The following is a 25,268-nucleotide window of genomic DNA, read 5'->3' as shown; positions in this document are numbered from 1 at the left end:
CCGGGCGCTCAGGCCTGGGTGATGAACTTGGTCACCAGGTAGCCATCGAAGGTCTCCTGGCCGCCTTCGCTGCCGATGCCCGAATCCTTGATGCCCCCGAACGGGGTCTCGGCCAGCGCCATGCCGAAGTGGTTGATGTTGACCATGCCGGCTTCCAGGCCGTTGGACACTTCGGTCGCCGTCTTCAGCGAGTTGGTGAACACATACGAGGCCAGGCCAAAAGGCAGGCTGTTGGCGCGGCGCAGCACCTCGGCCGTGTCCTTGAAGCGCGTCACCGGCGCCACCGGGCCGAACGGCTCGTCGGTCATCAGGCGCGAGTCGTCGGGCAGGTCGGTGACCACGGTGGGCGCGAAGAAATAGCCCTTGTCCCCCAGGCGCGAGCCACCGGCCACCACCTTGCCGCCACGCTGGCTGGCATCGTCCAGGAACTGCTCCATCGACAGCACGCGGCGCTCATGCGCCAGCGGCCCCATCTGGGTGCCGTCTTCCAGGCCGTTGCCGACCTTGATCGAGCCGATCACCTCGGTAAAGCGCGCCAGGAAGCGGTCATAGGCCTTCTCCTGGACGTAGAAGCGCGTCGGCGATACGCATACCTGGCCGGCATTGCGCAGCTTGAAGCGCGCCAGCATCTCGGCGGCGGGGTCGATGTCGGCGTCGTCGAACACCAGCACCGGCGAATGGCCGCCCAGCTCCATGGTCACGCGCTTCATATGCGCGCCGGCCAGCGCCGCCAGCTGCTTGCCCACCGGCACCGAGCCGGTGAACGAAATCTTGCGCACGATCGGCGATTCGATCAGGTAGGTCGAGATCTCGCCGGGCACGCCCCAGACAATGTTGAGCACGCCCGGGGGCAGGCCCGCATCATGGAACAGCTGCGCCAGCGCCACCACCGCGCTGGGCGAGTCTTCCGGCCCCTTCAGGATCAGCGTGCAGCCCGCGCCCAGCGCCGACACGATCTTGCGGATGGCCTGGTTGAACGGGAAGTTCCACGGCGTGAAGGCGGCGCACACGCCGATCGGCTCGCGCACCACGATCTGGCGCACATTGGGCTGGCGCGGGGGGATCACGCGGCCATAGATGCGGCGGCATTCCTCGGCGTGCCAGTCGGCGTGCTCGGCGCAGACCATCACTTCGCCGACGGCTTCGGCCAGCGGCTTGCCCTGGTCCAGCGTGATATTGCGGCCGATCTCCCTGGCGCGCTCGCGGGTGAGCTCGCCCACGCGGCGCAGGATCTTGGCGCGCTCCAGCGGCGAGGTCTTCTTCCAGGTTTCAAAGGCGCGCTGCGCAGCGGCCAGCGCGCGGTCCAGGTCGGCGCGGCTGGCGTGCGGCAGCTTGCCCAGCACTTCCTGCGTGGCCGGGTTGATGACATCCTGCTCGCGCCGGTCGCCTCCCTTGATGAATTCTCCGTCGATATAGAGGGCGAGATCCTGGTACATGCGTGTTCTCCTGGTGGGCGGTGAAACCGCAAGCTTAACCCGGCGGCCGCGTTCATGCAGCGCGCCGGGTGTGTTTCCAGGAGGAAAGTGCGGGAATGTCCCCGCGGCCGGTTCAGCCGATATCAGCCGATATCAGGCGGTGTCGCGCGTGCGCGCCACCGGCACGACTTCAGCCCCGGTGCGGGTGGCTTCCACCACCAGGATCACGAGCAGCGTGATCAGCGTCAGGCCGAACACCGCATAGCCGATGCTGTCGCCCTCGATGGCGAACAGGCTGGGCGCGTAGGTCGGGCTGGTGCAGATCATGGTGCCCGCCGACATGCCGGTGTAGTGCATGCCGCAGACGGCAACGCCCATGACCACTGCAGCTGCCAGCTGCTTGCCGCGGGTCTTCACCGTGGTGGCCAGCCACAGCGCCACCACCGACACCACCACCGCGATCACCACCGACAGCCCGATGATGGCCAGGTCCCAGTCGAAGCGGGTGTTGGAGCGGATCGCGGCCATGCCGGTGTAGTGCATCGCCACCACGCCCAGCCCGGTCAGCACGCCGCCCTTGACCACGTTGTCGGTACGGCTGCCGCGCGGGCGCGAGGCGATCGCCAGCCCGGCGCCGGCCAGCACCATCACGACCACCAGCGAAGCCAGCGTCATGAACAGCCCGAACTCGCGGTGCGTCGGCGTCTGGTAGGCCACCATGCCGATGAAATGCATCGACCAGACCGCGCCGCCGCCCAGCGCCACGCTGGCGCACAACAGCCGGTCCACGTCCAGGCGGCCGTCGGGCATGCGCACGCGCCGCGACCAGCGCAGGCCCACGTAGGCGCCGCAGACAGAGATCAGGAACGACAGGCCCACCATCGGCCAGTCATAGGCAAACGGCACCAGGGCGCCGGAAACAGGCTGGAAACCGACAAACATGACCCCACCTCCTCGTTTTGACTGCGACTGAAGGGCGCACGCGCATGCCGGGCATTGCTTCCGGCAGCCGGCCTGGGACGCGGTGGTCCCGTGCCGAGTATGCAGGGGGCCGCAACCGGAGGGGAATAACTCATACAGGTAAAAAGCATGGCGCCGTGCCGGCCGTGTGTCCTTGTAGCCGCCTCCGGGCAGGAATAGACTGGGCGGATTTCCCCATGCGCGACGCCTCATGAAGCCTGACGCCAGACTGACCACCGGCCCGATCGGCCGCACCCTGCTGCTGTTCTCGCTGCCGGTGCTCGGCAGCAACATCCTGCAGTCGCTGAACGCCTCGATCAATTCGGTCTGGGTCGGCCGCTTCCTGGGCGAGGCCGCGCTGACGGCAACCTCCAACGCCAACATCATCCTGTTCTTCCTGCTGGGCGTGGTGTTCGGCATCAGCATGGCCAACACCATCATGATCGGACAGGCCGTGGGCGCGCGCGACCTGGACGAGGCGCGCCGCGTGGTCGGCACCAGTACCACCTTCTTTGTCGCGCTGTCGGTGCTGGCCTCGGCGCTGGGCTATTTCTATACGCCGGCCATCCTGGCGGCGATGCACACGCCGGAAGACGCCGCGCCGCTGGCGGTGAGCTACCTGCGCATCATCTTCCTGGCGCTGCCGTTCATGTACTTCTACAACTTCGTGATGATGACGCTGCGCGGCGCGGGTGATTCGCGCACGCCGTTCTGGTTCATGCTGTTGTCGGTGGTGCTGGACGTGGCGCTCAACCCGGTGCTGATCTTCGGTATGGGCCCGGTCCCGCCGCTGGGCATCGCGGGCTCGGCGCTGGCCACGCTGATCGCGCAGCTGGCGAGCCTGGCGGCGATGATGGTGCTGCTGTACCGGCGCCGCCATTTCCTGCTGCTGCACCGTGGCCAGCTTGCGCTGCTGCGGCCCGATCCGGCAATCCTGCGGGCGCTGGTGGTCAAGGGCTTGCCGATGGGCCTGCAGATGGTGGTGATCTCGTCGTCGGCGATCGTGATGATGGCGCTGGTCAATGCCTATGGCTCGCAGACCACCGCCGCCTACGGCGTGGCCTCGCAGCTGTGGACCTATGTGCAGATGCCCGCGCTGGCGGTAGGCGCGAGCGTGTCGTCGATGGTGGCGCAGAACGTCGGCGCCGGACTGTGGCAGCGGGTGTCGCGCATCACGCGCGTGGGGCTGCTGATCAATGTGGTGATGACCGGTGCGCTGGTCGCGCTGATCTATCTGTTCAACCGGCATTCGCTGGGGCTGTTCCTGGGCACTGACGGCGTGGCCATCGGTATCGCGCAGCATATCAACGTGGTGGTGCTGTGGTCGTTCATCCTGTTTGGCTTCACCATCGTCATCTTCGGCACGGTGCGCGCCACCGGCGCGGTGATGGCGCCGCTGGTGATCCTGTTCCTGTCGATGTGGGTGATCCGGCTGCCGTTCGCGTGGTTGCTGGGGCCGCGCATCGGCGCCGAAGCGATCTGGTGGAGCTTTCCGCTGGGCTCGGTGGTGTCGCTGGTGCTGGCGGCCGGCTACTACCGCTTCGGCAACTGGCGCCGCAGCCATATCCTGCCCACCATGCCGCACCCGGCGCAAGCCGTGGGGCAGGCGCCCGATACCAGCATGGGAACGCCCTGCGAAGACGCGGGCGAGGTCGTCGAGGAGGCCGCCTCGGCAACGCCCGAGCCCGCAGGCGTGCGCTGAGCTGCAGCGGCCCGTGATCGTGCCGCCGGCTTTGAAAGCCATTCGAAAGATCGGTGTGTCATCGTGTCATCGCTGGCACTCCCTCCCAGCGCACGCGTCGCCTGCCTGGCCAGAGCAGGCGCACGTCCTTCCGGCCGCGCCTTGCCTTGACGCAAGCGCGCGTGCCGTCTTGTTCGCCTGACATTCCCGTCGACTTTTCTTCCGGATCATTCACCAGAAAATACATCACGTTGTGATGTATTTTTTTGCACGCTTCGGCTGGATTTGCCTTGTTTTCAAGGGGTATCGGTGAATACCCCTAAACCAAGACAAATGAAAGGCACCTGAAAGATCACGTCTCTAAGGTTCGGGTCACCGTCGGGGAGCATGCGCGCCGCATGCCTTGCCGCCCGAGCCAGTGCGTCCCCGGCATGGCATTTCGTGAACTTTGAGGAGAATCGTTTTGCGCATACGCAGCCAAAAGGACTTTGCCTCCGGCCTGATGTTCGTTCTGGTCGGTCTGGGCTTTTCCTGGGTCGCCCGCGGCTATTCCATGGGAACGGCCGCGAAGATGGGACCCGGATATTTTCCATTCCTGCTGGGACTGGTGCTGGCAGTGCTGGGGGCGGTGGTGCTGCTGTCCTCGCTGTCGCCCAGGGGCGAGGAAGACCATCTGGCGCGCTGGGACCTGAAGACGCTGCTGTGGATCCTCGGTTCGGTGGTGCTGTTCGGCCTGCTGCTCAAGCCGCTGGGCATGGTGCTGTCGGTGTTCGTGCTGGTGATGGTGTCGTCGATGGCCAGCCATGAATTCAGCTGGAAGGGCGCGCTGCTCAACGCGGTGGTGCTGGTGCTGATCAGCCTTGGCGCATTCGTCTACGGCATCAACCTGCAGATGCCGGTGTGGCCGGCCTTCATCACCGGTTAAGGAGCGCCGACCATGGAATTGTTTGATCACCTTGCGCTGGGCTTTTCCACGGCCCTGTCGCTGCAGAACCTGGCCTACGCCTTCCTGGGCTGCGTGCTGGGTACCCTGATCGGCGTGCTGCCGGGCCTGGGGCCGCTGGCCACCATCGCCATGCTGCTGCCGATCACCTACACGCTGCCGCCGGTGGCCGCGCTGATCATGCTGGCCGGCATCTACTACGGCGCCCAGTACGGCGGTTCGACCACCGCCATCCTGGTCAACCTGCCTGGCGAATCGTCATCGGTGGTGACCACCATCGACGGCTACCAGATGGCAAGGCGCGGACGGGCAGGGGTGGCGCTGGCCACCGCCGGCCTGGGCTCGTTCTTCGCCGGCTGCGTGGCCACCCTGATCCTGGCAGCCTTTGCCACGCCGCTGTCCGAGCTGGCGTTCAAGTTCGGCCCCGCCGAATACTTCTCGCTGATGGTGCTGGGCCTGATCGGCGCCGTGGTGCTGGCCTCGGGGTCGCTGCCCAAGGCGATCTCGATGATCGTGCTGGGCCTGTTGCTGGGCCTGATCGGCACCGACGTGAACTCGGGCGCGGCGCGCTTCTCGTTCGACGTGCCGGAACTGACCGACGGCATCGACTTCGTGGCGCTGGCCATGGGCATGTTCGGCTTTGCCGAGATCATCGCCAACCTGGAGCAGAAGGAAGCGCGCGAGACCTTCACCAACCGCGTGACCAACCTGTTCCCGACCAGGGAAGACTTCAGGCGCATGATCCCGGCCGTGCTGCGCGGCACCGCACTGGGCTCGGCGCTTGGCATCCTGCCCGGTGGCGGCGCGGCGCTGGCCTCGTTCGCGGCGTACTCGCTGGAGAAGAAGACCTCCAAGTATGCACATGAGTTCGGCAAGGGCGCGATCGAAGGCGTGGCCGGTCCGGAGTCGGCCAACAACGCCGCGGCGCAGACCTCGTTCATCCCGCTGCTGACGCTGGGCATTCCGCCCAACGCGGTGATGGCGCTGATGGTGGGGGCGATGACCATCCACAACATCCAGCCCGGCCCGCAGGTGATGACCAGCAACCCGGCGCTGTTCTGGGGCCTGATCGCCTCGATGTGGATCGGCAACCTGATGCTGATCATCCTGAACCTGCCGATGATCGGCATCTGGGTGAAGCTGCTGACCGTGCCGTACCGCTTCCTGTACCCGGCGATCCTGGTGTTCTGCGGCATTGGCGTGTACTCGGTCAACAACCAGACCTTCGACGTGTTCATGGCCGCCGGCTTCGGCATCATCGGCTACCTGTTCCTGAAGCTGCGCTGCGAACCCGCTCCGCTGCTGCTGGGCTTCGTGCTGGGACCGATGATGGAAGAAAACTTCCGCCGCACGCTGCTGCTCTCGCGCGGTGACTTCACCGTGTTCGTGACCCGGCCGCTGTCGGTCGGACTGCTGATCGCAGCCGCTGCCCTGGTTGCAGTGGTGGCGCTGCCGTCGATCAAGGCCAAGCGCGAAGAAGCGTTCCAGGAAGAATAGCGCCACGCGCGCTCCCCGGAATGGCGCCGGCCGGGCTCATGCCGGACGGCGCCCGCTACGCAAGCAAACGGGGTGCCTTAGCGCACCCCGTTTGCTTTCGCGGGCCGATCGCGCGTTCGCGTCCGCCCGCATCAAGAACCCAGAGAGTGCCCGACTGCGGCAGCAGTCATGGGCTGCGCATGATGATCAGGATTGCCGCACCATCGGGTGCGCCGACAGCGCCCATGAAACCGCCTATTTTTGACCGGTTTTTCTCACGCATCTATGTGCTCAAGCTCGTCCAGTCGAGCCCGTCCACGGTCCTGAGCCTGGTCGACCGGCTGCGCGAGCGCGGCATCGACAAGAATATCCGCTCGTTGCGGCCGATCCTGCGCAGCCTGATGATGGCGCGGGCCATTACTGCCGAACTGGTTGAAGGCAGTGGCCGCGTCTATTGCATCACCGAACAGGGGCGGGCGGAACTGGAGGCTTATATGTCGCACCTGGCGGTGCTGAAGGCGGAGCTGGAGCCGGGGGCAGAACAGTAAGGGCGGTCAGCCGCCACCCGGCAGACAAAAAAGGCCGGTCCTGCGGACCGGCCTCCTGCATGCTGCCCGCCTGCCGCAGGCAGCTGCAAGCACGCTGTTACTGCGTTACGAGTTCAAGACCAGCTTGCGACTCATCATCGCCGCGTGCGACCAGCACCTTGATCTTGTTCGGCACGGTCGCGCCGATGCCGTCGACCGGGATCGTGGTGATCAGCCAGTCGGCGTTGTTGGCCAGCGTCAGCGCGCCGGAATCGAAGATCACGGTCTTGGTCCCCGCGGTGGTGATGCGCAGGCGGTAGGTGGTGTTGCCATCCACGTCGATCGAGTCGGCGCCCGAGGCTGGCACAGCCTGCTTGTAGCCCACGTTGGCGAAGGTCGGGCCCACCGAATTCAGGTCGATGGCCGGCAAGGTCAGGTAGATGTCAACGTTCTGCGCATTGAACGAGGCGTTCAGGCTGCGCACGCGCGCCTTGTGCGACAGCAGGCCCTTTTCGAACGGGTCGTCGATGGTCAGCGTTTCCGCGGCGGTCGCGCCGGGCAGTGCCACTACCGTGTACTTGTGGCCAGTGGCGGCGACGATGGTGGCGCGGCCGATTTCCGTCTGCGTGCCGGTGCGGTTGAACGAGATCAGCTGGTTGCCGGTCTCCACGTTGAAGTAGGTCGAGACGAACTTGTAAGGCTTGTTCACGAAGCTGGTCAGGGTGCCGTTCTGCAGCACGTCGACGTTCGGGCCGCCGGTGATGGCGTGGATCACGCGGATGCTCGGCTTGCTTAGCCCGACGCGGTCGTCGATGCCGTCATCACCGCCGCCGCAGGCGGTCAGGACTGCGGTTGCAGCTAACGCGAGGCCGATGAACAGGGTCTTGGATCGGAACATGGGTCACCTCTTGCTGTTGGAGTCAGAGACGATCTGGCCCATGCCCGCGCGGGGGCGCGCCGGTCGCGTGGCCAGTTGGCTGTCTTTCGTTGCAGGCGCAGTGATTGCACCTGTCGTGATGCAACGATAGGTATCAACGCAACGGCGAGACAGGCGCGGGGCTCCGAATCGCATGTCGGACAATTCCGACAAGCGGTGACGCGTGCGTGCGTGGCGGGGCCGGCCAGGCCCGCAGGCGCGGGGCCTGGCGGACGTGGGCGGGGCTGGTGCCCCGGTTGGCCGGTGGCCGCCAGTGTGTAACTGGTTGTTGCAGTTGTGCTGCTGCAGTGACTCAGCCTTGCGCCATCATCACCTGGTTGCGGCCATTGCGCTTGGCCTGGTAGAGGCCTGCATCGGCGGCTTCCACTACCTGGTTCGGCGCCTGGTCAGGCTGGGGCACCAGCACGGCGCCGCCGATACTGACGGTGACGCAGTCGGCGGTGGGGGAGCCGCCGTGGGCAATGGCCAGCCCCTGCACCGCGCGCCGCACCTTTTCGGCCAGCAGCCGCACGCCGCCCGGCGAGGTCGCCGGCAGCACCATGGCGAATTCCTCGCCGCCAAAGCGCGCGGGCAGGTCGGTGGGGCGCACGCAATTGTCGCGGATCACCGCGGCCACGCGGCGCAGCACCTCGTCACCGGCGACGTGGCCGTAGGTGTCGTTGTAGGCCTTGAACGCGTCGACGTCGATCATCAGCAGCGCCACCTGGGTTTGCTCGCGCAGCGCGCGGCGCCATTCCGCGCCGAGGTATTCATCGAAATAGCGCCGGTTGGACAAGCCGGTCAGGCCGTCTGAATTGGTCAGCCGCTGCAGCTCCAGGTTGGTTTCCAGCAGCTGTTGCTGGCTTTGCCGCAGCGCGCGATAGGCTTCGTCGCGCTGCAGCTGGTTCAGGTAGGAGCGCGAGTGGTAGCGGATGCGCGCAATCAGCTCGATGCTGTCGGGCAGCTTGACCAGGTAGTCGTTGGCGCCTGCGGCAAACGCCGCGCCCTTGGTCGCGGCTTCTTCCTTGGTCGACAGCACGATGATGGGGATGTCGCGCGTGGCGGGGTTCTCGCGATAGCGCTGCACCAGCGTCAGGCCGTCCACGCCCGGCATCACCAGGTCCTGCAGGATCACGGTGGGCTTGGTGCGTTGCGCCACCGCCACGGCCTCGTCAGGCTGCGCGCAGTAGTGGAAGTCGATGTCGGGCTCGGTGGAGAGCGCGCGGCGCACCGCTTCGCCGACCATGGCCTGGTCGTCCACCAGCAGCACCATGGCAAGGTAGTCCTTGTCGGCCGCAGGCGCTGCGGGTTGGTTGGGGGATTCCGGTTGCATGTTCAGTTCCTGGGTGTCACGGTCCGGGTGCCGGTCGCGACGTATTGCATTGGGTCAAAGCGGTACGGTGCCGCCGCATGCCTGCACCAGCCGCGGCGCAATGCGCGGCAGCGGCAGGATCTCCGCGGCAGCGCCCATGGCTGCGGCGGCCTTGGGCATGCCGTACACGGCGCTGGTGGCGCGGTCCTGGGCGATGGTCAGGAAGCCGCGCTCGCGCATCGCCTTCAGCCCCAGCGCGCCGTCGCGGCCCATGCCGGTGAGCAGCACGCCGATCACGTCGCCGCGCCAGTGCTCCACCACGCTTTCGAAGAACACATCGATGGAGGGGCGGTACAGGTAGTCGCAGGGCTGTTCGGTGTAGGCCATGCGCGTGGGACTGGCCAGGCGCAGGTGGTCGTTGGTGCCGGCCAGCAGCACCGTGCCGGCCTGGGGCGCGTCGCCGGCGCGGGCAATGCGCACCGGCAGCTTGCACTGTCCGTCGAGCCAGTCGGCCATGCCGGCGGCAAAGGCCTCGTCCACATGCTGCACGGTGACCACCGCGGCGCCGAAGTCCGCCGGCAGCGCGCCCAGCAGCGTGGCCAGCGCGGCCGGGCCGCCGGCCGAGGCGCCGATCGCCACCAGCCGTGGTGCGGCCACTGCGCGTGGCGCCGCCGTCAGCGTATGCTGCGGGGCCACGCGGCCGGCCAGCAGGCGGCCGATATTGCGCAGCTTGCGCAGCAGCGGCCCGGCGGCAAGCTGGGCGTCGGGCTCGGCCAGCGTGGGGGTGTCGACCGCGTCGATGGCGCCGTGGCCCATCGCGTCGAACACCTGCGAGGCGTTGCGGCCCAGGTCCATGGTCACCACCACGATGGCGCAGGGGGTGGCGGACATGATGCGCCGGGTCGCCTCGACGCCGTCCATGACCGGCATCAGCAGGTCCATCAGGATCAGGTCCGGGGTCTGGCGCGCGGCCATCTGCACCGCCTGCTCGCCATCGCCGGCGACCCAGGCGATCTCGAACGACGGATCCAGCGCAAGCGCGCGGCGCAGCGCGGCTACTGCAAGCGCCGAGTCATTGACGATGCCGATCTTCATGGGCGTGCCTCGCCGATCAGGTCATGGACCGCGTCGAGCAACGCGGCGTCGTGGAAACTGCCCTTGGCCAGATAATAGTCCGCGCCGGCCTCGAGCCCGCGCTGGCGATCCTGTTCGCGGTCCTTGTACGACACCACCATCACCGGCAGCTGCCGCAGCGCGGCGTCCTGCCGGATCCGGCGCACCAGTTCGATGCCGTCCATGCGCGGCATGTCGATATCGGTGATGACCAGGTCGAAGGGCTCGGCGCGCAGCACGTTCCAGCCGTCCATGCCGTCGACCGCCACCGCCACGTCATAGCCGCGCCCGGCCAGCAGCTTGCGCTGCAGCTCGCGCACAGTGAGCGAGTCGTCCACCACCAGCACGCGCCGCGCGCGCGCCTGGACGCTGGCCACGGCCGCCTGCCGCACGCCTTCGATGCGGCCCTCGGAGACCAGCTTCTCGACCGAGCGGATCACGTCCTCGACATCGAAGATCAGCACCGGCGTGCCGTCGTCGGTGAGGCTGCCGGCGGCGATGTCGCGGACCTTGCCCAGTGCCGCCGGCAGCGGCTGCACCACCAGCAGGCGCTCGCCCAGCATGCGGTCGACGGCAATGCCATAGATGCGCTCGGCCTCGCCGATGACCACCACCGGCACTTGCGCGTGCGCATTGGCAGCGTCAGCGTCGGGGCGTTGCAGCACCTGCGTCGCGCTGACCAGCCCGATGGCGCGACCTTCGTGGCGGAAATGCTGGTGCCCTTCGGTCTGCTCGATCTCGCTGCGCGCCACCGAGGCCGCGCGCAGCACGCGGCCCAGCGGGAAGGCATAGGCTTCGCCCGCGACCTCCACCAGCAGCGTGCGCACCACCGACAGTGTCAGCGGCAGCTCCATCCGGAAGTGCAGGCCCTGGCCCGGCTGCTGCGTCAGGCGCAGGCTGCCGCGCACGCGGCGCACCATCTCCTGCACCGCATCCAGGCCCACGCCGCGGCCGGAGACCTCGGAGACCGTGTCGCGCATGCTGAAGCCCGGCAGCAGCAGGAAGTCAAGCAGCTCTGCCTGCGACAGCCGTGCCGCGGTCTCTTCGGACGCCAGCCGCCGCCGCGCGATGGCGTGGCGCAGGGCTTCCAGGTCGACGCCGGCGCCGTCGTCGAAGATCTCGATCACCAGGCGGCCCGCGTTGTGGCGGGCCTGCAGCGTGACGCGGCCTTCCGCCGGCTTGCCCTGCGCCGCGCGTACCTCGGGCGCTTCGATGCCGTGGTCCACCGCGTTGCGCAGCAGGTGCGCCAGCGGCGCGTCCAGTGCTTCCAGGATATCGCGGTCCACCTGCGTGCCGGCGCCGATCAGCTCCAGGTGCACCGGCTTGCCGAGCGTGCGCCCGAGGTCGCGCACCATGCGCGCGTAGCCGGTCAGCGCGTCCGCCAGCGGGCGCATGCGCGAGGCCAGCGCGCTGTCATAGAGCCGGCGCGCCAGCCGCGTGGCGCGGTGATCGTACTGTTCGAACTCTTCCAGCCGCGCGGCCAGCTGATCGTGGCTTTCGTCCAGCAGCTGGCGCAGTTCGGCCAGCGCGGTGTGCGCAGCCGCGCCCGCGTTGCCGTCCTGCAAGGCTTCCTGCAGCGCATCGACGGCGCGCAGTGCGCGCGCCTGTTGCCGCCTTGCCTTCTGCAGCGAGGTGCCGAAGGGGCGCAGCCAGTGAGACTCGACCATGGCCTCGCCGGACAGCGCCAGCAACTGGTCAAGCGCGTCGGCATTCACGCGCAGCATGCGCTCCTGCGTGTCATCTGCCGGTGCCGCCGGCGCCGGTATCGCGGGCGCTGGTTCCGGTAACGGGTCCGGCGCTGGCTGTGCCTGCACGACCGGCGCCGCGGCACCGCCATCGACCGTGCCCAGCCGCTGCACCACTGCATCGATCTCGGCGCGGCCGGCGTGCTCGGCCCAGCCCGGATCGCCGCCGGGCGGATGGCCGATGCGTAGCAGCAGGTCGGTGCCTTGCAGCAGCGCGTCGATATGCGCGGCGGTCAGCGGCATGCCGCCCTGAGCGGCGACCAGGCAGTCTTCCATGGCGTGTGCCACGCGCACGCCGCCATCGAGCCCGACGATGCGGGCCGCGCCCTTGAGCGAGTGGGCGGCGCGCATGCAGGCTTCGAGCTGCTCGGCGGCTGCCGGGTTGCGCTCCAGCGCCAGCAGGCCGGCATTGAGGACTTCGGCCTGGGCATCGGCTTCGAGCGCGAACAGTTCCAGCAGCGAGGCGTCGCGCAGTTGCTCGGAATTCATGCCAGGCTCCTGGCCAGCGCCTGGCGCACCAGTGCGGCATCGAGCAGCCCGACGCTGCGGCCCTGGTCGAGGAAGAGCGCCTGCGTGTAGCGTGCCGAGGCCCGCGCAAGGGTGGCGGGCAGCGGCTGCAGCGCGGGCTGCGGCACGCGGGCGATGCCGGACACCTCGGCCACCGGCAGCGCGATCGCGGCGCGGCCCTGCCCGAGGATCAGGAAGCGGCTGCCGCTGGCACTTTCACCGGCGCCCGCGTCGAACAGCCGGGCCAGCGACAGGCAGGCCAGCAGGTTGCCGCGCACCGCGGCCAGTCCCAGCACGGCGGCATCGCGCCGGTGCGGCAGCGAATGGATCGGGCAGGGCGCGGTGACTTCGCCCAGCGCGGCGGTCGGCAGGGCCAGCCATTCATCGCCGATGCGGAACACCAGGCAGGCCAGCGCGGTGCCGCGTTCGGCCGGCAAGGCCCCGTCATCGTCGGCGAATGTGGCGGCGTCGGGCAGTGCATCCGGCATTACGTCCAGCCGTTGCGCGTCCAGCAGCATGGCCGCGGCCTGGGCGTAGGTGGGGCAGTTGCGGCAGTGCGCGTGCTCGGCCAGCGCGGGGCACGAGCCGTCGCCGCGCACGCCGATGCGCCGCCAGCAGTCGTCGACGTTTTCGGTGCGCAGGAGAATGCCTGGGGGCTCAGCCATGGTGCTTGCGGGTGTGGCGTTGCGCGCGCTGGCGCAGGCGCATGGCGCCATCGTGATCGCCTTCGGTATCGAGCAGCGCGGCCAGGTGGTACAGGCATTCCTGGTGCGCCGGGTCCAGGTACAGCGCCTTGCGGTAGGCGGCATGGGCCTGCGCGGCGCGGCCCGCGGCGTCGTGCAGCACACCCAGCATGCAATAGGCGTCGGCGTTGGCATCCGCGGTGCGCTCGAGCAGCGCCAGGCAGGCTGCGGTGGCAGCCTCCAGCTCGCCGCGGTCGGCCTGGGCGGCAATGGCAGCCAGCGCGGCGCGCTGATCGTTGCCAGGCGCGGGCGCTGCGGGCCGCAGGGGCGGGGGCGTGACCGGGACGGGCCGCATCGAGGCAGGCGGCCGCGGCAGCCGTGGCGGTGCGGCCATGCGCGGCGGCTGGGCCGCGTGCACGGGCGCACGCGGCGCCGCCCTGGCGGCGGGCACGGCGGACGGCTTGCGGAAGGCAAAGGTCAGCGGCAGGCCGACTGGCTCCAGGCCCTGCGCGCTCAGCACGCTGGCCTCGGCCGGCCCGACAAAGAGAATGCCGTCGGCAGCGGCCAGCCGCGCCAGCGTCTGCACCGCATGCCGCTGCCCCGGCGCGTCGAAGTAGATCAGCAGGTTGCGGCAGAACACGAAGTCATAGGGCGGCTCGCCGGCCAGCAGGCCGGGATCGACCAGGTTGCCCTGCAGCAGCCGCACCTGCGCGCGCACGCGTGCATCCAGCACATAGCCGCTGGGCGTGGCCGTGAAATAGCGGTCGCGGAAATCCAGCGGCGCGCTGCGAAAGGCGTTTGCGCCGTATTCGCCCTGGCGTGCGCGGGCCAGCGCGCGGGCGCTGATGTCCACCGCATCGATGGCAAAGCGGCCCGCCGGCACGCCCGCATCGAGCATGGCCATGGCGATCGAGTAGGGCTCTTCGCCGGTGGAGCAGGGCAGGCTCAGCACGCGCAGGGTGCGCCTGCCGTCGGCAAAGGCGCGCTCGGCGGCAAGGCGGCCCAGCGCCAGCAGCGCTTCGCGATGCCGGAAGAACCAGGTCTCGGGCACCACCACGGCCTCGATCAGGGCCTGGAATTCATCGGCGGTGCCGTGCAGCAGGTCCCAGTAGGCCTGGGTGTCCGGCGCCTGCCGTGCCTGCTGGCGCTCACGCACGGCGCGTGCCACCGCGCCAGTGCCGATGGCGCCCGCATCCAGGCCGATGCGGGCCTTGAGCAGGGCCTCGATGTGCGTGGCAGTGCTCATGCCGCGGCCTCCCCGGAGGTGTCGGCAAACAGCATGGCATGGACGTCGTCCGGCAGCAGGGCATCGACCTGCACCCACTGCAGCAGGCCGCGCGCGTCGTGCCGCACCGGCCCAAGGTAGCGCGGGCTGGCTCCGGCGATGCCGCCGTCGACAAACGATTCCACCGGGCAGCGCAGCGTCTGGGTGGCCGATTCCAGGCGCAGGCCCAGCAGCCGGCCGGCCTCGCCGCCATGGCGGCGGTAGTGGACCAGCACCGTGCGCGTGCTGGTGCGCAGCGCCGCCGGCACGCCGGTGGCCAGCGCCGGCAGGTCGATCACCGGCACCGGCTGGCCGCGGCGCTCCATCAGGCCCGCCACCCAGGCCGGCGTGCCGGGGATCTGCTTGAGCCGCGTGAGCGGCAGCACCTCGGCCACCTCGGCGGCATCGAGCGCATAGTGGTCAGCGCCGAGGCGGAACAGCAGGAAGAGTTTCATGGCGGCGGGGCGCAGGCCCTAGACCTTGAAGCGCGAGACGCCGCTGCGCAGGTCGTTGGCCACCAGCGTCAGTTCGTCGATCGCCTGGCTCGACTGGCGCAGCGACTCCACGGTCTGCTGCGCGGCCTCGGACAGCTGCATCAGCGCCTGGTTGATCTGCTCGGCGCCGCCGGCCTGGGCCTGCATGCCTTCATTGACCATCAGCACGCGCGGCGCCAGCGACTGCACCTGCGCGATGATCTGCGACAGCTGGTCGCCCACCTGCGTGACCTCGGACATGCCGCGGCGCACTTCCTCCGAGAACTTGTCCATGCCCATCACGCCCGCCGACACCGCCGACTGGATCTCGCGCACCATCTGCTCGATATCGTAGGTGGCCACCGCGGTCTGGTCGGCCAGGCGGCGGATCTCGGTCGCCACCACGGCAAAGCCGCGGCCGTATTCGCCGGCCTTCTCGGCCTCGATCGCGGCGTTCAGCGACAGCAGGTTGGTCTGGTCGGCCACCTTGGCGATGGTGGTCACGACCTGGTTGATATTGCCGGCCTTTTCGTTGAGCGTGGCCAGCTTGGCATTGACCGAGCCGGCGGCGTCCATCACATGCTGCATGGTGCCTTCCATGCGCGACAGCCCGACCTGGCCGGTGCCGGCCAGCCCGGCCGCCTGCTCGGCGGCGCTGGAGACTTCATGGATGGTGCGCACCAGGTCGCGCGCGGTGGCCGAGATCTCGCGCGAGGTCGCGCCGATCTGGGTCGTGGTGGCGGCGGTTTCGGTGGCGGTGGCCTGCTGCTGGCGCGCCGTCGCGGCGATCTCGTTGACCGAGGTGGTGACCTGGATCGCGGTACGCTGGGCCTGGCCCACCAGCGAGGTCAGCTCGCCCGTCATCTGGTTGAAACCTGCCTCCACTTCCTGGAATTCGTCCTTGCGGCGCAGCGCCATGCGCAGGCGCAGGTCGCCGCCGCGGATGCCGGACAGCAGGCTGACGATCGACTGCATCGGCACCGTGATCGCGCGCAGCAGCAGGTAGCCGCAGACGATGGCGACCACCAGGGCCACGATCAGTGCCGCTTCGATGCCGATCTTGGCCGCATTGACGGCGTCGTCGATGCCGCGCGCCGCCCGCGCATTGACCGCGCTGTTGTCGTCCACCAGGTGCTGGGCCGCCTTGCGCGCCTCGACCCAGCGGTCATGCGCTTCGCCGCGCAGCGCTGCCGCGGCTGCGGCGCCGTTCCACTCGCCCTGGCGGGACAGCGCCTGGGCGGCCTGTTCGTAGCGCGCGCGCACGTCCCGATAGGCCCTGAAGGCGGCGCGGTCTTCGTCGCGCGTGATCGAGGTCTCGTACTGCTGCTCGACCTTGTCGAGCCGGCTTGCCGCGTCCTGGCCCTGTTGCTGGAAGCTGCGCCGCTCGGCCTCGTCGGCGGCATTGATGGTCTGCCACGCCAGCACGTACCGCTCGCCCCAGATGCCGCGGATGCCGGTGCTGTGGTTCAGTCCGGGCAGCGCGTCCGTCAGCATCAGCGTGGTTTCGCGCTCAATGGCGCTCAGGCGGGTGTAGGAGACAACGCCCATCAGTGCCATGACAAGCAGGATCAGCGAGAAGCTTGCCAGGATGCGCGTGCGGATGGTCCATTCGTTCACGGTGTGGTCCCGGTGATGTTCTTGTTCAGGAGCGGCCATTCCCCGCAAAGCCGCCTCAGGGGCGCCTCTCGGGGTAGCAAGGGGCAGCGCGGCGGCGGCGGGCGGCCTCGATGCGCGGTAGGGTACTGTAAGCCGGGAGCCGATTCAACGCGCAATGCGGCGCCGTTGCGCGGGCGCATAGCCATTCCCGCCACAATCGGAACTGCTTGATTTTTTCCAAGTTTTCGTCACACTTGCTAAATTGCTAGCGGGTAACAATGTCGACAATTACAGATGGGGCAGGGATGGTGGCCAAGTCGGGGGCGAAGGCGACTGGCGCCTCGCCAGGCTCGGATCTCGATCCGCTGACCGGCGTTGACAATCGCCAGGGATTTCTGAAGCGGCTGGAGGCACGCCTGCAGAGCGAGGCGGTGCCCCGCTGTGCTTTGCTGTTGATCGGCATTGACGATTTCCGCGCCTTCAACGACATGCACGGGCATGCCGAAGGCGACCTGATCCTGCAGCGCGTGGCCCGCCGCCTGCGCGACGCCTCGCCGCGCGACGCCGCCATCGGCCGCATTGGCAGCGACGAGTTCGGTGTGCTGCTCCCCTCCATTGCCGATCCCACGCTGGTGCGCCATGTCGGTGCGGCGATCCTCTCGATGCTGTCCTCCCCGCATGAGAACGCGGGTGGCCGCCACCATGTGCTGGCCAGCATCGGCGCCTGCGTGATCCCCGCCGCCGGCGAACAGGGGTCAGACGTGCTGGCCGCGGCCAGCCTGGCGCTGGCCCGCGCCAAGCACGACGGCGGCCGCACCATCCGCTTCTTCAAGCCGCAGATGCGCTCGGACGTGACCACGCGGCTGTCGCTGGTGCAGGCATTGCACGAAGCCTATGCCCAGCGCCAGTTCGAGCTGCTGTACCAGCCGCAGGTCGACCTGCGCGACGGCCGCGTGCACGGTGCCGAGGCGCTGATGCGCTGGCGCCATCCGACCCGCGGGCTGCTGGCGCCGGCCGCCTTCATCGACGCCCTGGCCGGCAGCAGCATCGCCAGCGATGTCGGCATGTGGCTGCTGCAGACCGCCTGCGCCCAGGCGCGCGCGTGGTCGCTGGCCTTTCCCCAGCCGCCGCGGGTGGCGATCAACCTGTTCGCGGCCCAGCTGTCCGAAAGCCGGCTGCTGACCGAGGTGCGCCACGTGCTGCGCGCGCTGGAACTGGCCCCGGACTGCCTGGAGATCGAGATCACCGAAACCATCGCGCTGCAGCAGGGCGACGAGGTCGCGGACCAGCTGCAGGCGCTGCGCCGCGACGGCGTGACGCTGACCTGCGATGACTTCGGCACCGGCTATGCCTCGCTCAGCTTCCTGAAGTCGTTCCCGGTGGACCGGCTCAAGATCGACCAGTCCTTTATCCGCAACGTGACCGAAGACCCGGTCGATGCCGCAATCGTGCGCTCGGTGATCAACGTGGGCGCAAGCCTGCACATTGGCGTGGTCGCCGAAGGCGTGGAAACGCCCGAGCAGCGCGACTTCCTGCTGGCCAACGGCTGTCATGAGGCGCAGGGCTACCTGTACGGCCGCCCGATGCCGGCCGAGCGCCTGACCGAAATGCTGCGCCAGCAGTCCGGCCGCTGAGCCGCTTCCGCCCCCGTTTTGCCCCCCGCCCTGTCAGGGAAGTTGTTTCCACCTTTGACGGCGAGCCTGCCCGTCCCGGGCACCCGCTGACCCCCCGCCCGCCCGCAGCCTGCCTGGGATAGCGGTCCTGCCTGCGCGGCATGGCCGCATGGCGAAATACGAACTTACAAAGTCTGCCGCGCCGGGCGTGCCGCGGCTTCCGGGGCAATGTATGGTGACATTAGGGTTGCCGCTGACATCGGCCGGCCGCTCCGGTGCGTTATGCGTTTTGTCCTGGTCCTGACTTCCATGTTCGATCCTTCCCAATCTGTCCCCCCTGCTCGTGGCCAATTCCGTGGCAGGCTGGCGCTGACGGCCCTGGCCGCCGCCGCCGGCCTGGCGGTGGCGGCTGCTGCACTGGCCCAGGTGCCGGCCGGCCCCCCCGGCGAGGCCTATCTTGATGCGCCGGCGACTGACGGCCAGTACCAGCAAGCCGATCCTTCCTCGCGCATTGCCACGCTGACCGCCGTCGACGGCAACCTCAGCTTTGCGCCGGCAGGCTCGGATGACTGGGCTGCCGCAGGCCTGAACCGGCCCTTCACCACCGGCGACCGGCTCTGGCTGGACTACGGCGGCCGTGCCGAGCTGCATGCCGGCACGGTGGCGGTCCGGCTGGGCGGCGCCACCGCGGCCAGCATCCTGAACCTGGACGACAGCGCCACGCAGGTCAAGCTGACCCAGGGCACGCTGCAGCTGCGCGTGCGCGCGCTGCCGCCGGGCCAGACGGTCGAGGTCGACACCCCCAACCTGGCCTTCGTGCCGCGCGAGCCGGGCGACTACCGGCTGGACGTGGCGCCTGACGGCAGCACCACCACCGTGACCATGCGCCACGGCAGCGCCGTGGTCTACGGTGACAGCCGCTCGATCGAGCTGCAGCGCGGCGACCGCATGCGCTTTGCCGGCACCGACCTGGCCGACGCCGGTGGCGGCGGCGCGCCGGAAGACGCCTTCGACCGCTGGACCGCGGCCCGCGACGCGCGCGAAGACGCCTCGCAGTCCGCCCGCTATGTGCCGCGCGAGATGCCGGGCTACGCCGCGCTGGACGGCTACGGCGACTGGCAGGAAGACCCCGGCTACGGCGCGGTCTGGTTCCCGCGCGTGGTCAGCGCCGGCTGGGCGCCCTACAGCGTCGGGCACTGGGCCTGGATCGCGCCGTGGGGCTGGACCTGGATCGATGACGCGCCCTGGGGCTTCGCGCCCTCGCACTACGGCCGCTGGGCCTATGTGGGCTCGCGCTGGGGCTGGGTGCCGGGCCCGCGCGTGCGCCCGTGCTACGCCCCCGCGGTGGTGGCCTTCGTCGGCGCCAGCGGGCCGAACTGGAGCGTGCGCATTGGCAGCGGGCCGGGCGTGGCCTGGTATCCGCTGGGGCCGCGCGACGCGTACCGGCCGGTCTATCGCGCCAGCCCGACCTATGTCGCCCGCATCAACCGCGTCACCGTCAACAACATCGTGATGGGCGACCGCCGGCCGCCGCCTTACGCCAACCGCAACGTGCCCGGCGCCATCACCGGCATGCCGGCACGCAATTTCGTCGAAGGCCGCCCGGTGCGCGGCATGCATCGCGACGAATGGCGCAACCTGCCGGCAGGCGAGGCCAGGGGGGCGCCGCCGGTGGCACCGGTCAAGGGCAGCCTGGTGGGATCGGCCCCGATGCGGCCGCTGCCGCCGCAGGCCCGCCCTGGCTTCGAGCGCCAGGCCATCGCCGCCCGCCCGCCGGGGCGGCCCGCCACGGACGACCTGGCCCGCCGCTTCGCGCGCGAGGGCGGGGTGGTGCCCGGCGCCGGCCCGGCCTGGCGTGGCGGCAATGAACGGCGGCCCGGGCGCGAGGTGCAGCGCGCGCCCGATGTGCGCATGAGCCAGGCAGCCATCGCCGCGCGCGACCAGGCATCTCCGCAGCCGCGCGCCGGCCGCGGCGATGCCGATGGTCCCGCGCGTGGCGATCGCGGCGATCGCAACTATTCGAACGCCCCGGGCGAACCCTGGCGCGGCAACGGCCGCGGCCAGAGCAGCCGGCCCGACGAAGCCCGCGGCTTTGTTGGCCAGCCTGGCCAGCCGGGCGGACCGGCCGACCCGCAACGGCAGGCGCAGGGCATGCAGCGCGAACAGCAGCAGGCTTTGCAGCGCCAGCAGATGGAACAGCAGCGGGAACAGCAGCGCGCGCTGCGCGAGCAGCAGCGGCAGGGGCCTGATCTGCAGCGGCAACAGCAGGAGGAGGCGCGGCAACGCGACGCCCAGCAACGGCAGTGGCAGGACCAGGCCCGCGACCAGCAACGCCAGCAGGATCAGCAGCGCATGCAGCAGCGCCAGTGGGCGGATGGACAGGACCGTCCCGATCCGGCGCGGCAATCGCAGGAAATGCAGCGGCAGCGCTTCGAGCAGCAACGGCAGATGCAGGAAGCCCAGCAACAGCGCCAGATGCAGGAAGGCCAGCAGCAACGTCAGATGCAGGAGTCGCGGCAGCGCCAGGCGCAAGACGCCCAGCGCCAGCAGATGGAGCAGCAGCGCCAGTCCGAAGCCCAGCAGCAACGGCAGATGCAGGAATCGCGGCAACGCCAGGCGCAGGACATCCAGCGCCAGCAGATGGAGCAGCAGCGCCAGTCCGAAGCCCAGCAACGCCAGGCCGCCGACCAGCAGCGCCAGCAGGTGGAGCGCCAGCGCCAGATGGCCGAGCAGCAGCGGCAGGGCCAGGAGATGCAGCGCCAGCGTTTCGAGCAGCAGCGGCAAATGCAGGAGGCGCAGCAGCGGCAGGCCGAGGCGGCCCAGCGCCAGCAGATGGCACAGCAGCGGCAGATGCAGGAGCAGCAACGCCAGGTGCAGGAGCAGCAACGGCAGCAGGCCATGCAGCGCCAGCAGGCGGAACAGCAGCAGCGTCACATGCAGGAGCAGCAACGTGCCGCGCAGGAGCAGCAGCGTGCGATGCAGGAGCAGCAGCGGCACCAGCAGGACCAGCAACGGCAGATGCAGGAGCGCCAGCGGCAGCAGATGGAGCAGCAGCGCCAGCAGCAACAGCAGCAGCAACAGCAACAGCAACAGCGCGCCCAGCAAGAGCGCGGCCAGATGGAGGCGCGCAACGGGCGCGACGGCGATCGCCGGCAGTAGCACGGCCCGCTTGACGGAGCGCGGAAGGCAAAAACCCCGGCAGGCCTCGCGGCCTGCCGGGGTTTGTTCTTGCGCGGTGCCGCGCGCGGCGCCGCGGCCTGGCTTACTTCGCCAGTTCCGACAACCGGACCTGCGAGATCTTGCCGTTCTGCACCCAGCCGACGATGGTGTCGGCCATCGACCCGCCCTTGGCGTCGATGCCGTCGACTTCGTTGGGGTTGACCTCCTTGGCCAGGCCCTTGACCGCGTCGGGCATTTTCGCCCGGATCGCGGCCGCGTCGCTGGTGGTGCCGGCCAGCTTCATCGCACCGGCCAGCGCGTACACCATGGTGTAGTTCAGCGACATCTCGGTGGTGGCATCGCGCCCGTCATGCAGCTTCTTGTACTTGGCGTTGAAGTTCTGCGCGGCGGGGCGGCTGTCATTGACCAGCGGCAGCACGCCGATGGAGCCCTCCAGCATGCCCAGGCCGTTGGTGACCTTGGCCATTTCATCCATCTTGGCCTGGTCCATCACGATAAAGCCGCCCTTGAAGCCCAGCTCGCGCGCCTGCTTGACCACCAGTGCGGTCGGCTCCGACGGGCCGCCGACGAACATCACGTCCGGCTTCTCGCTCATCGCGCGCGACACGCCGCTGTAGAAGTCGGTGGCCTTGGTGTATGACATCGGGTTGTTGGCCACCACCTTGCCGCCGGCCGATTCCCACGCCGGCACGAAGGCCTGCACCCAGGCCTTGGCGTAGTCGTGGTCGGCCGGGGCCAGCGCAACGTTCTTGCCGTAGCGCTTCATCTGCGCCTTGACGAAGGGCTCGATATAGCCGGTGTACGCGGGCGGGATGCGGATGGTCAGCTTGTTGCCGGCGTCGGTGATGCGCGGCACGCTGGAGTAGGCCATCACCAGGAACTTCTCCTGCTCATTGAAGGCCTGCAGGGCGAAGATGCCGCCCGAATGCGGGACGAACACCGCCGGGGTCTTGTGCTGCTGCACCAGGCGGCGGCCGTTGATGGCGGCCTCGGCGGGCGAGTACTTATCATCCAGCGCCACCACCTCCAGCTTGACCTTCTTGCCCTTGACTTCCAGGCCGGACGCATTGATCTCGTCCACCGCCATCTGCACGCCCGACAGCACGTTCTTGCCATACAGCGCGGCACCGCCGGACAGCGGGCCGGTATAGCCGATCTTGACCACTTCCTGTGCCAGCGCGGTGCCAGAGGCGAGCATGGCGGCCATCGCAGTGGCGGCCAGCGGGAAGATACGGCGCATGATGTTGTGTTGCATGTGTTGTCTCCTGAAAGTACTGCGCTTGTTATGTCTGCTATCCGTTGACGACCGCTCGGCTTGCTCCCCTCTCCCGCAAGCGGGAGAGGGGGCACACAGTCGGTGATTCCGGTGCTACCCCCCGATATACGCCTTCCGAATCCCCTCATCCTTCAGCAACGTATCCCGGTCCCCTTCCATGACGATGCGCCCGCTCTCGATCACATAGGCGCGGTGGGCGATCCCCAGCGCCGCGTAGGCGTTCTGCTCGGCCAGCAGCACGGTGGTGCCGGCGCGGTTGATGCGCTGGATGATCTCGAACATCTGCTTGACCACCAGCGGCGCCAGCCCCAGCGACGGCTCGTCCAGCAACAGCGCGCGCGGGCGGCTCATCAGGGCGCGGCCCAGCGCCACCATCTGCTGCTGCCCGCCGGACAGCGAGCCGGCCGGGTCGTCCTTCTTCTGCCGCAGGATCGGGAACAGTTCATAGACTTCTTCCAGCGTCTTGCGGATGCCCGCGCCGTCGCGCCGATGCACATACGCACCGAGCACCAGGTTCTTCTCCACGCTCATCGCCGGGAACAGCTTGCGGCCCTCCGGGCAATGCACCAGCCCGGCCTGCACGATCTGCGATGGCTTCATGCCCGACAGCTCGCGCCCGTCGAAGCGCATGCTGCCGCCGCTGATGCGGTGGATCGCGCTCATCGCCAGGAAGATCGAGCTCTTGCCGGCACCGTTGGCGCCCAGCAGCACCACCAGTTCGCCGGCGCCGGCGTGCAGGGTGATGTTGTCGAGGGCGCGGAAGCTGCCGTACGACAGCGAGACGCGTTCAAGCTGCAACATGGTCGGCTCCCAGGTAGGCCTCGATGACATGCGGATCCTGCTGGATCTGCGCGGGCGTGCCTTCGGCAATCTTCTCGCCGTAGTTCAGCACCATGATCTTGTCTGCCAGGCGCATGATCATGTCCATCTTGTGTTCGATCAGGCAGACGGTCTTGCCATGGCGCACCATCTTGCGGATCAGCTCGGCCAGGCCCACGGTCTCTTCCGGGTTCACGCCGCCGGCAGGTTCGTCGAGCAGCAGCAGTTCCGGGTCGGTCGCCAGCGCCAGCGCAAAGGCCACGCGCTTGCGCGCCTCTTGCGTGATATCGGCGGCGACCTCGTGCGCCAGGTGCGACAGGCCGACGAAGTCCAGCGCGGCTTCGGCCTTGTCGCGGCACAGGCGCTCTTCTTCACGCAGGCGGCGCGTGTTGAACAGCACGTCGCGCAGGCCCGAGTGGATGCGCAGGCGGTGGCCGACGATCAGGTTGTCGAGCACCGTGGCGCGGTCGAACAGCGCCGTTGCCTGGAAGGTGCGGGCCACGCCCAGGCGCGCGATCTGGTCGGCGCGCAGGCCGGCCACGTCCTGGCCCTTGAACAGGATCTGGCCGGAGCTGGGCGCATGCGTGCCAGCCACCAGGTTGAAGAAGGTGGTCTTGCCGGCGCCGTTGGGGCCGATGATGGCGTTGATATGGCCTTGTTCGAGGGTCACCGAGACATCGTGCACCGCGGTCAGGCCGCCGAATTTCTTGGTCAGGTTGCGGATCTCAAGCATGGTCGGCTCCGGCGCGGGTGGTCGGGACAGCGGTGGCGGGTTGTGCAGGGGGCTGCGCCGCCAGCTTGCCGCGCCGTTCGGCCGCGGCCTTGCGTGCCTGCTTCTTCAGCCAGGAACCCACGATGCCGTCCGGCACGAAGATGATCAGCAGGATCAGCACCGGGCCGAACACCAGCATGCGGTAGTCCTGCATGAACTGCAGCGACTGCGTGATCCACGGCACCAGCACCGCGCCCAGCAGCGGCCCGAAGATGGTGCCGATGCCGCCTACCAGCATCGACATCACCATGTCGAAGGTCAGGTCGGTGCGCGCGATGTCCGGTCCCAGGAAGCGCACCTGCCCGGCGTACAGCGCACCGGCAAAGCCGGCGTAGCCCACCGACAGCACGAACGACAGCACCTTGGTGCGCATCAGGTTGATGCCCAGCGCCTCGGCCAGGGCGTCGCTGTTGCGCACCGCCATGAAACTGCGGCCCAGCAGCGAGGTGACGATGCGGTGCATCAGGAAGGTGCCGGCCGCCAGGAAGAACAGCACCAGGTAGTACTGCGCCTGCACGCTGTCAAAGCTGAGCGGCCCGATCGCCGCCGGCACCGGGATGCCGATCAGGCCCACCGTGCCATGCGTCAGGCTTTCCCACTTCTCGATCAGCAGGTAGATGATGTAGCCCACGCACATGGTGAAGATCGAGAAGTAATGGCCCTTCAGGCGCAGCGACACCACGCCGATCACATAGCCCAGCACCATGCAGATCACGCCGGCCAGCACGAAGGCCAGCCAGAACGGCACCTGGTGGTCCACCGTCAGGATGCCCAGCGTATAGGCGCCGATGGCCATGAAGCCGCCATGGGCCAGGTTGAGCTGGCCGGTGTAGCCGGTGATCAGGTTCAGCCCGAGCGTGGCGATGGCATAGATGAAGGCCAGCGTCATCACGGTCAGGTAGTAGCTGTTGGGCGTGATCAGCGGGAAGGCGATGGCCAGCGCCAGCAGCAGCGTCCAGCCGGTTTTTCCTTGCAGTGCTTGCATTGTGTTGTGCTC

Annotated in this window: 20 protein-coding genes; 6 read left to right on the top strand and 14 right to left on the bottom strand. The window is 68.8% G+C overall.

Translation table 11 applies throughout. The features are described from left to right. Positions 1-8 precede the first annotated feature (8 nt). Both AC3WON_RS08290 and AC3WON_RS08285 read right to left on the bottom strand, forming a co-directional pair. A complete protein-coding gene (locus AC3WON_RS08290) occupies positions 9-1,436 on the bottom strand; it encodes an NAD-dependent succinate-semialdehyde dehydrogenase (protein ID WP_492317302.1) in 1,428 nt (475 codons plus the stop codon). A 132-nt stretch (positions 1,437-1,568) separates the two neighbouring features. Beyond that, positions 1,569-2,357: an MHYT domain-containing protein gene (locus tag AC3WON_RS08285; protein WP_492317303.1), complete on the bottom strand. Its 789-nt coding sequence runs from the start codon at positions 2,355-2,357 to the stop codon at positions 1,569-1,571. A gap of 229 nt (positions 2,358-2,586) precedes the next feature. Between AC3WON_RS08285 and AC3WON_RS08280 the strand changes: the two genes are divergently transcribed. From AC3WON_RS08280 to AC3WON_RS08265, 4 genes are all read left to right on the top strand, one after another. Further along, the gene (locus AC3WON_RS08280) at positions 2,587-4,077 is read left to right on the top strand and encodes an MATE family efflux transporter (protein ID WP_492317304.1); all 1,491 of its coding nucleotides are present in this window, start codon (positions 2,587-2,589) and stop codon (positions 4,075-4,077) included. 442 nt (positions 4,078-4,519) lie between these two features. Next, positions 4,520-4,981: a tripartite tricarboxylate transporter TctB family protein gene (locus AC3WON_RS08275; RefSeq protein ID WP_492351584.1), complete on the top strand. Its 462-nt coding sequence runs from the start codon at positions 4,520-4,522 to the stop codon at positions 4,979-4,981. Positions 4,982-4,993: 12 nt separating this feature from the next. Further along, a complete protein-coding gene (locus tag AC3WON_RS08270) occupies positions 4,994-6,496 on the top strand; it encodes a tripartite tricarboxylate transporter permease (RefSeq protein WP_010811082.1) in 1,503 nt (500 codons plus the stop codon). Positions 6,497-6,720: 224 nt separating this feature from the next. After that, positions 6,721-7,023: a helix-turn-helix transcriptional regulator gene (locus tag AC3WON_RS08265; RefSeq protein WP_035824204.1), complete on the top strand. Its 303-nt coding sequence runs from the start codon at positions 6,721-6,723 to the stop codon at positions 7,021-7,023. Between the two features lie 97 nt (positions 7,024-7,120). Here AC3WON_RS08265 and AC3WON_RS08260 read toward each other — a convergent pair whose 3' ends face one another. From AC3WON_RS08260 to AC3WON_RS08225, 8 genes are all read right to left on the bottom strand, one after another. Next, complete coding sequence (locus tag AC3WON_RS08260; protein WP_492317305.1) at positions 7,121-7,900, bottom strand: DUF4397 domain-containing protein; 780 nt, start codon at positions 7,898-7,900, stop codon at positions 7,121-7,123. 331 nt (positions 7,901-8,231) lie between these two features. Beyond that, complete coding sequence (locus AC3WON_RS08255; protein ID WP_492351583.1) at positions 8,232-9,251, bottom strand: diguanylate cyclase domain-containing protein; 1,020 nt, start codon at positions 9,249-9,251, stop codon at positions 8,232-8,234. 54 nt (positions 9,252-9,305) lie between these two features. After that, positions 9,306-10,325 (bottom strand): chemotaxis response regulator protein-glutamate methylesterase, encoded by a 1,020-nt coding sequence (locus AC3WON_RS08250; protein WP_492317307.1) that lies wholly within the window; start codon positions 10,323-10,325, stop codon positions 9,306-9,308. After that, a complete protein-coding gene (locus AC3WON_RS08245) occupies positions 10,322-12,577 on the bottom strand; it encodes a hybrid sensor histidine kinase/response regulator (RefSeq protein WP_492351582.1) in 2,256 nt (751 codons plus the stop codon). Before AC3WON_RS08245 ends, AC3WON_RS08250 begins: the two co-directional genes overlap by 4 nt. After that, a complete protein-coding gene (locus tag AC3WON_RS08240) occupies positions 12,574-13,260 on the bottom strand; it encodes a chemotaxis protein CheW (protein ID WP_492317309.1) in 687 nt (228 codons plus the stop codon). Before AC3WON_RS08240 ends, AC3WON_RS08245 begins: the two co-directional genes overlap by 4 nt. Continuing rightward, entirely contained in the window at positions 13,253-14,524 is a 1,272-nt protein-coding gene (locus tag AC3WON_RS08235) for a CheR family methyltransferase (RefSeq protein WP_492317310.1), read from the bottom strand. Before AC3WON_RS08235 ends, AC3WON_RS08240 begins: the two co-directional genes overlap by 8 nt. Continuing rightward, positions 14,521-14,997, bottom strand: coding sequence for a chemotaxis protein CheW (locus tag AC3WON_RS08230; RefSeq protein WP_492351581.1), 477 nt, complete (start codon positions 14,995-14,997; stop codon positions 14,521-14,523). The genes AC3WON_RS08235 and AC3WON_RS08230 overlap by 4 nt, the downstream gene beginning before the upstream one ends. Before the next feature lie 18 nt (positions 14,998-15,015). Continuing rightward, positions 15,016-16,671 carry a methyl-accepting chemotaxis protein gene (locus AC3WON_RS08225; RefSeq protein WP_492351580.1) on the bottom strand — a complete coding sequence of 552 codons (1,656 nt, stop codon included), beginning with the start codon at positions 16,669-16,671 and terminating at the stop codon, positions 15,016-15,018. A 245-nt stretch (positions 16,672-16,916) separates the two neighbouring features. Here AC3WON_RS08225 and AC3WON_RS08220 point away from each other — a divergent pair, with 245 nt between their 5' ends. After that, the gene (locus tag AC3WON_RS08220) at positions 16,917-18,245 is read left to right on the top strand and encodes a putative bifunctional diguanylate cyclase/phosphodiesterase (protein ID WP_011617609.1); all 1,329 of its coding nucleotides are present in this window, start codon (positions 16,917-16,919) and stop codon (positions 18,243-18,245) included. 288 nt (positions 18,246-18,533) lie between these two features. Beyond that, positions 18,534-21,383, top strand: coding sequence for a DUF6600 domain-containing protein (locus AC3WON_RS08215; RefSeq protein ID WP_492351579.1), 2,850 nt, complete (start codon positions 18,534-18,536; stop codon positions 21,381-21,383). A gap of 103 nt (positions 21,384-21,486) precedes the next feature. Here the strand turns inward: AC3WON_RS08215 and AC3WON_RS08210 are convergent, their stop codons facing one another. The 4 genes from AC3WON_RS08210 to AC3WON_RS08195 form a co-directional block, all read right to left on the bottom strand. After that, entirely contained in the window at positions 21,487-22,659 is a 1,173-nt protein-coding gene (locus AC3WON_RS08210; RefSeq protein WP_035824303.1) for an ABC transporter substrate-binding protein, read from the bottom strand. 114 nt (positions 22,660-22,773) lie between these two features. Further along, positions 22,774-23,481 carry an ABC transporter ATP-binding protein gene (locus tag AC3WON_RS08205; protein ID WP_010812719.1) on the bottom strand — a complete coding sequence of 236 codons (708 nt, stop codon included), beginning with the start codon at positions 23,479-23,481 and terminating at the stop codon, positions 22,774-22,776. After that, on the bottom strand, positions 23,468-24,232 hold the full coding sequence (locus AC3WON_RS08200) for an ABC transporter ATP-binding protein (protein WP_492317315.1): 765 nt from the start codon (positions 24,230-24,232) through the stop codon (positions 23,468-23,470). The genes AC3WON_RS08205 and AC3WON_RS08200 overlap by 14 nt, the downstream gene beginning before the upstream one ends. After that, on the bottom strand, positions 24,225-25,256 hold the full coding sequence (locus AC3WON_RS08195; protein WP_492351578.1) for a branched-chain amino acid ABC transporter permease: 1,032 nt from the start codon (positions 25,254-25,256) through the stop codon (positions 24,225-24,227). The genes AC3WON_RS08200 and AC3WON_RS08195 overlap by 8 nt, the downstream gene beginning before the upstream one ends. Positions 25,257-25,268 lie beyond the last annotated feature (12 nt).

It is taken from the genome of Cupriavidus sp. FW305-46, from assembly GCF_058787075.1.
This window is presented reverse-complemented; position numbering and strand designations above follow the sequence as displayed.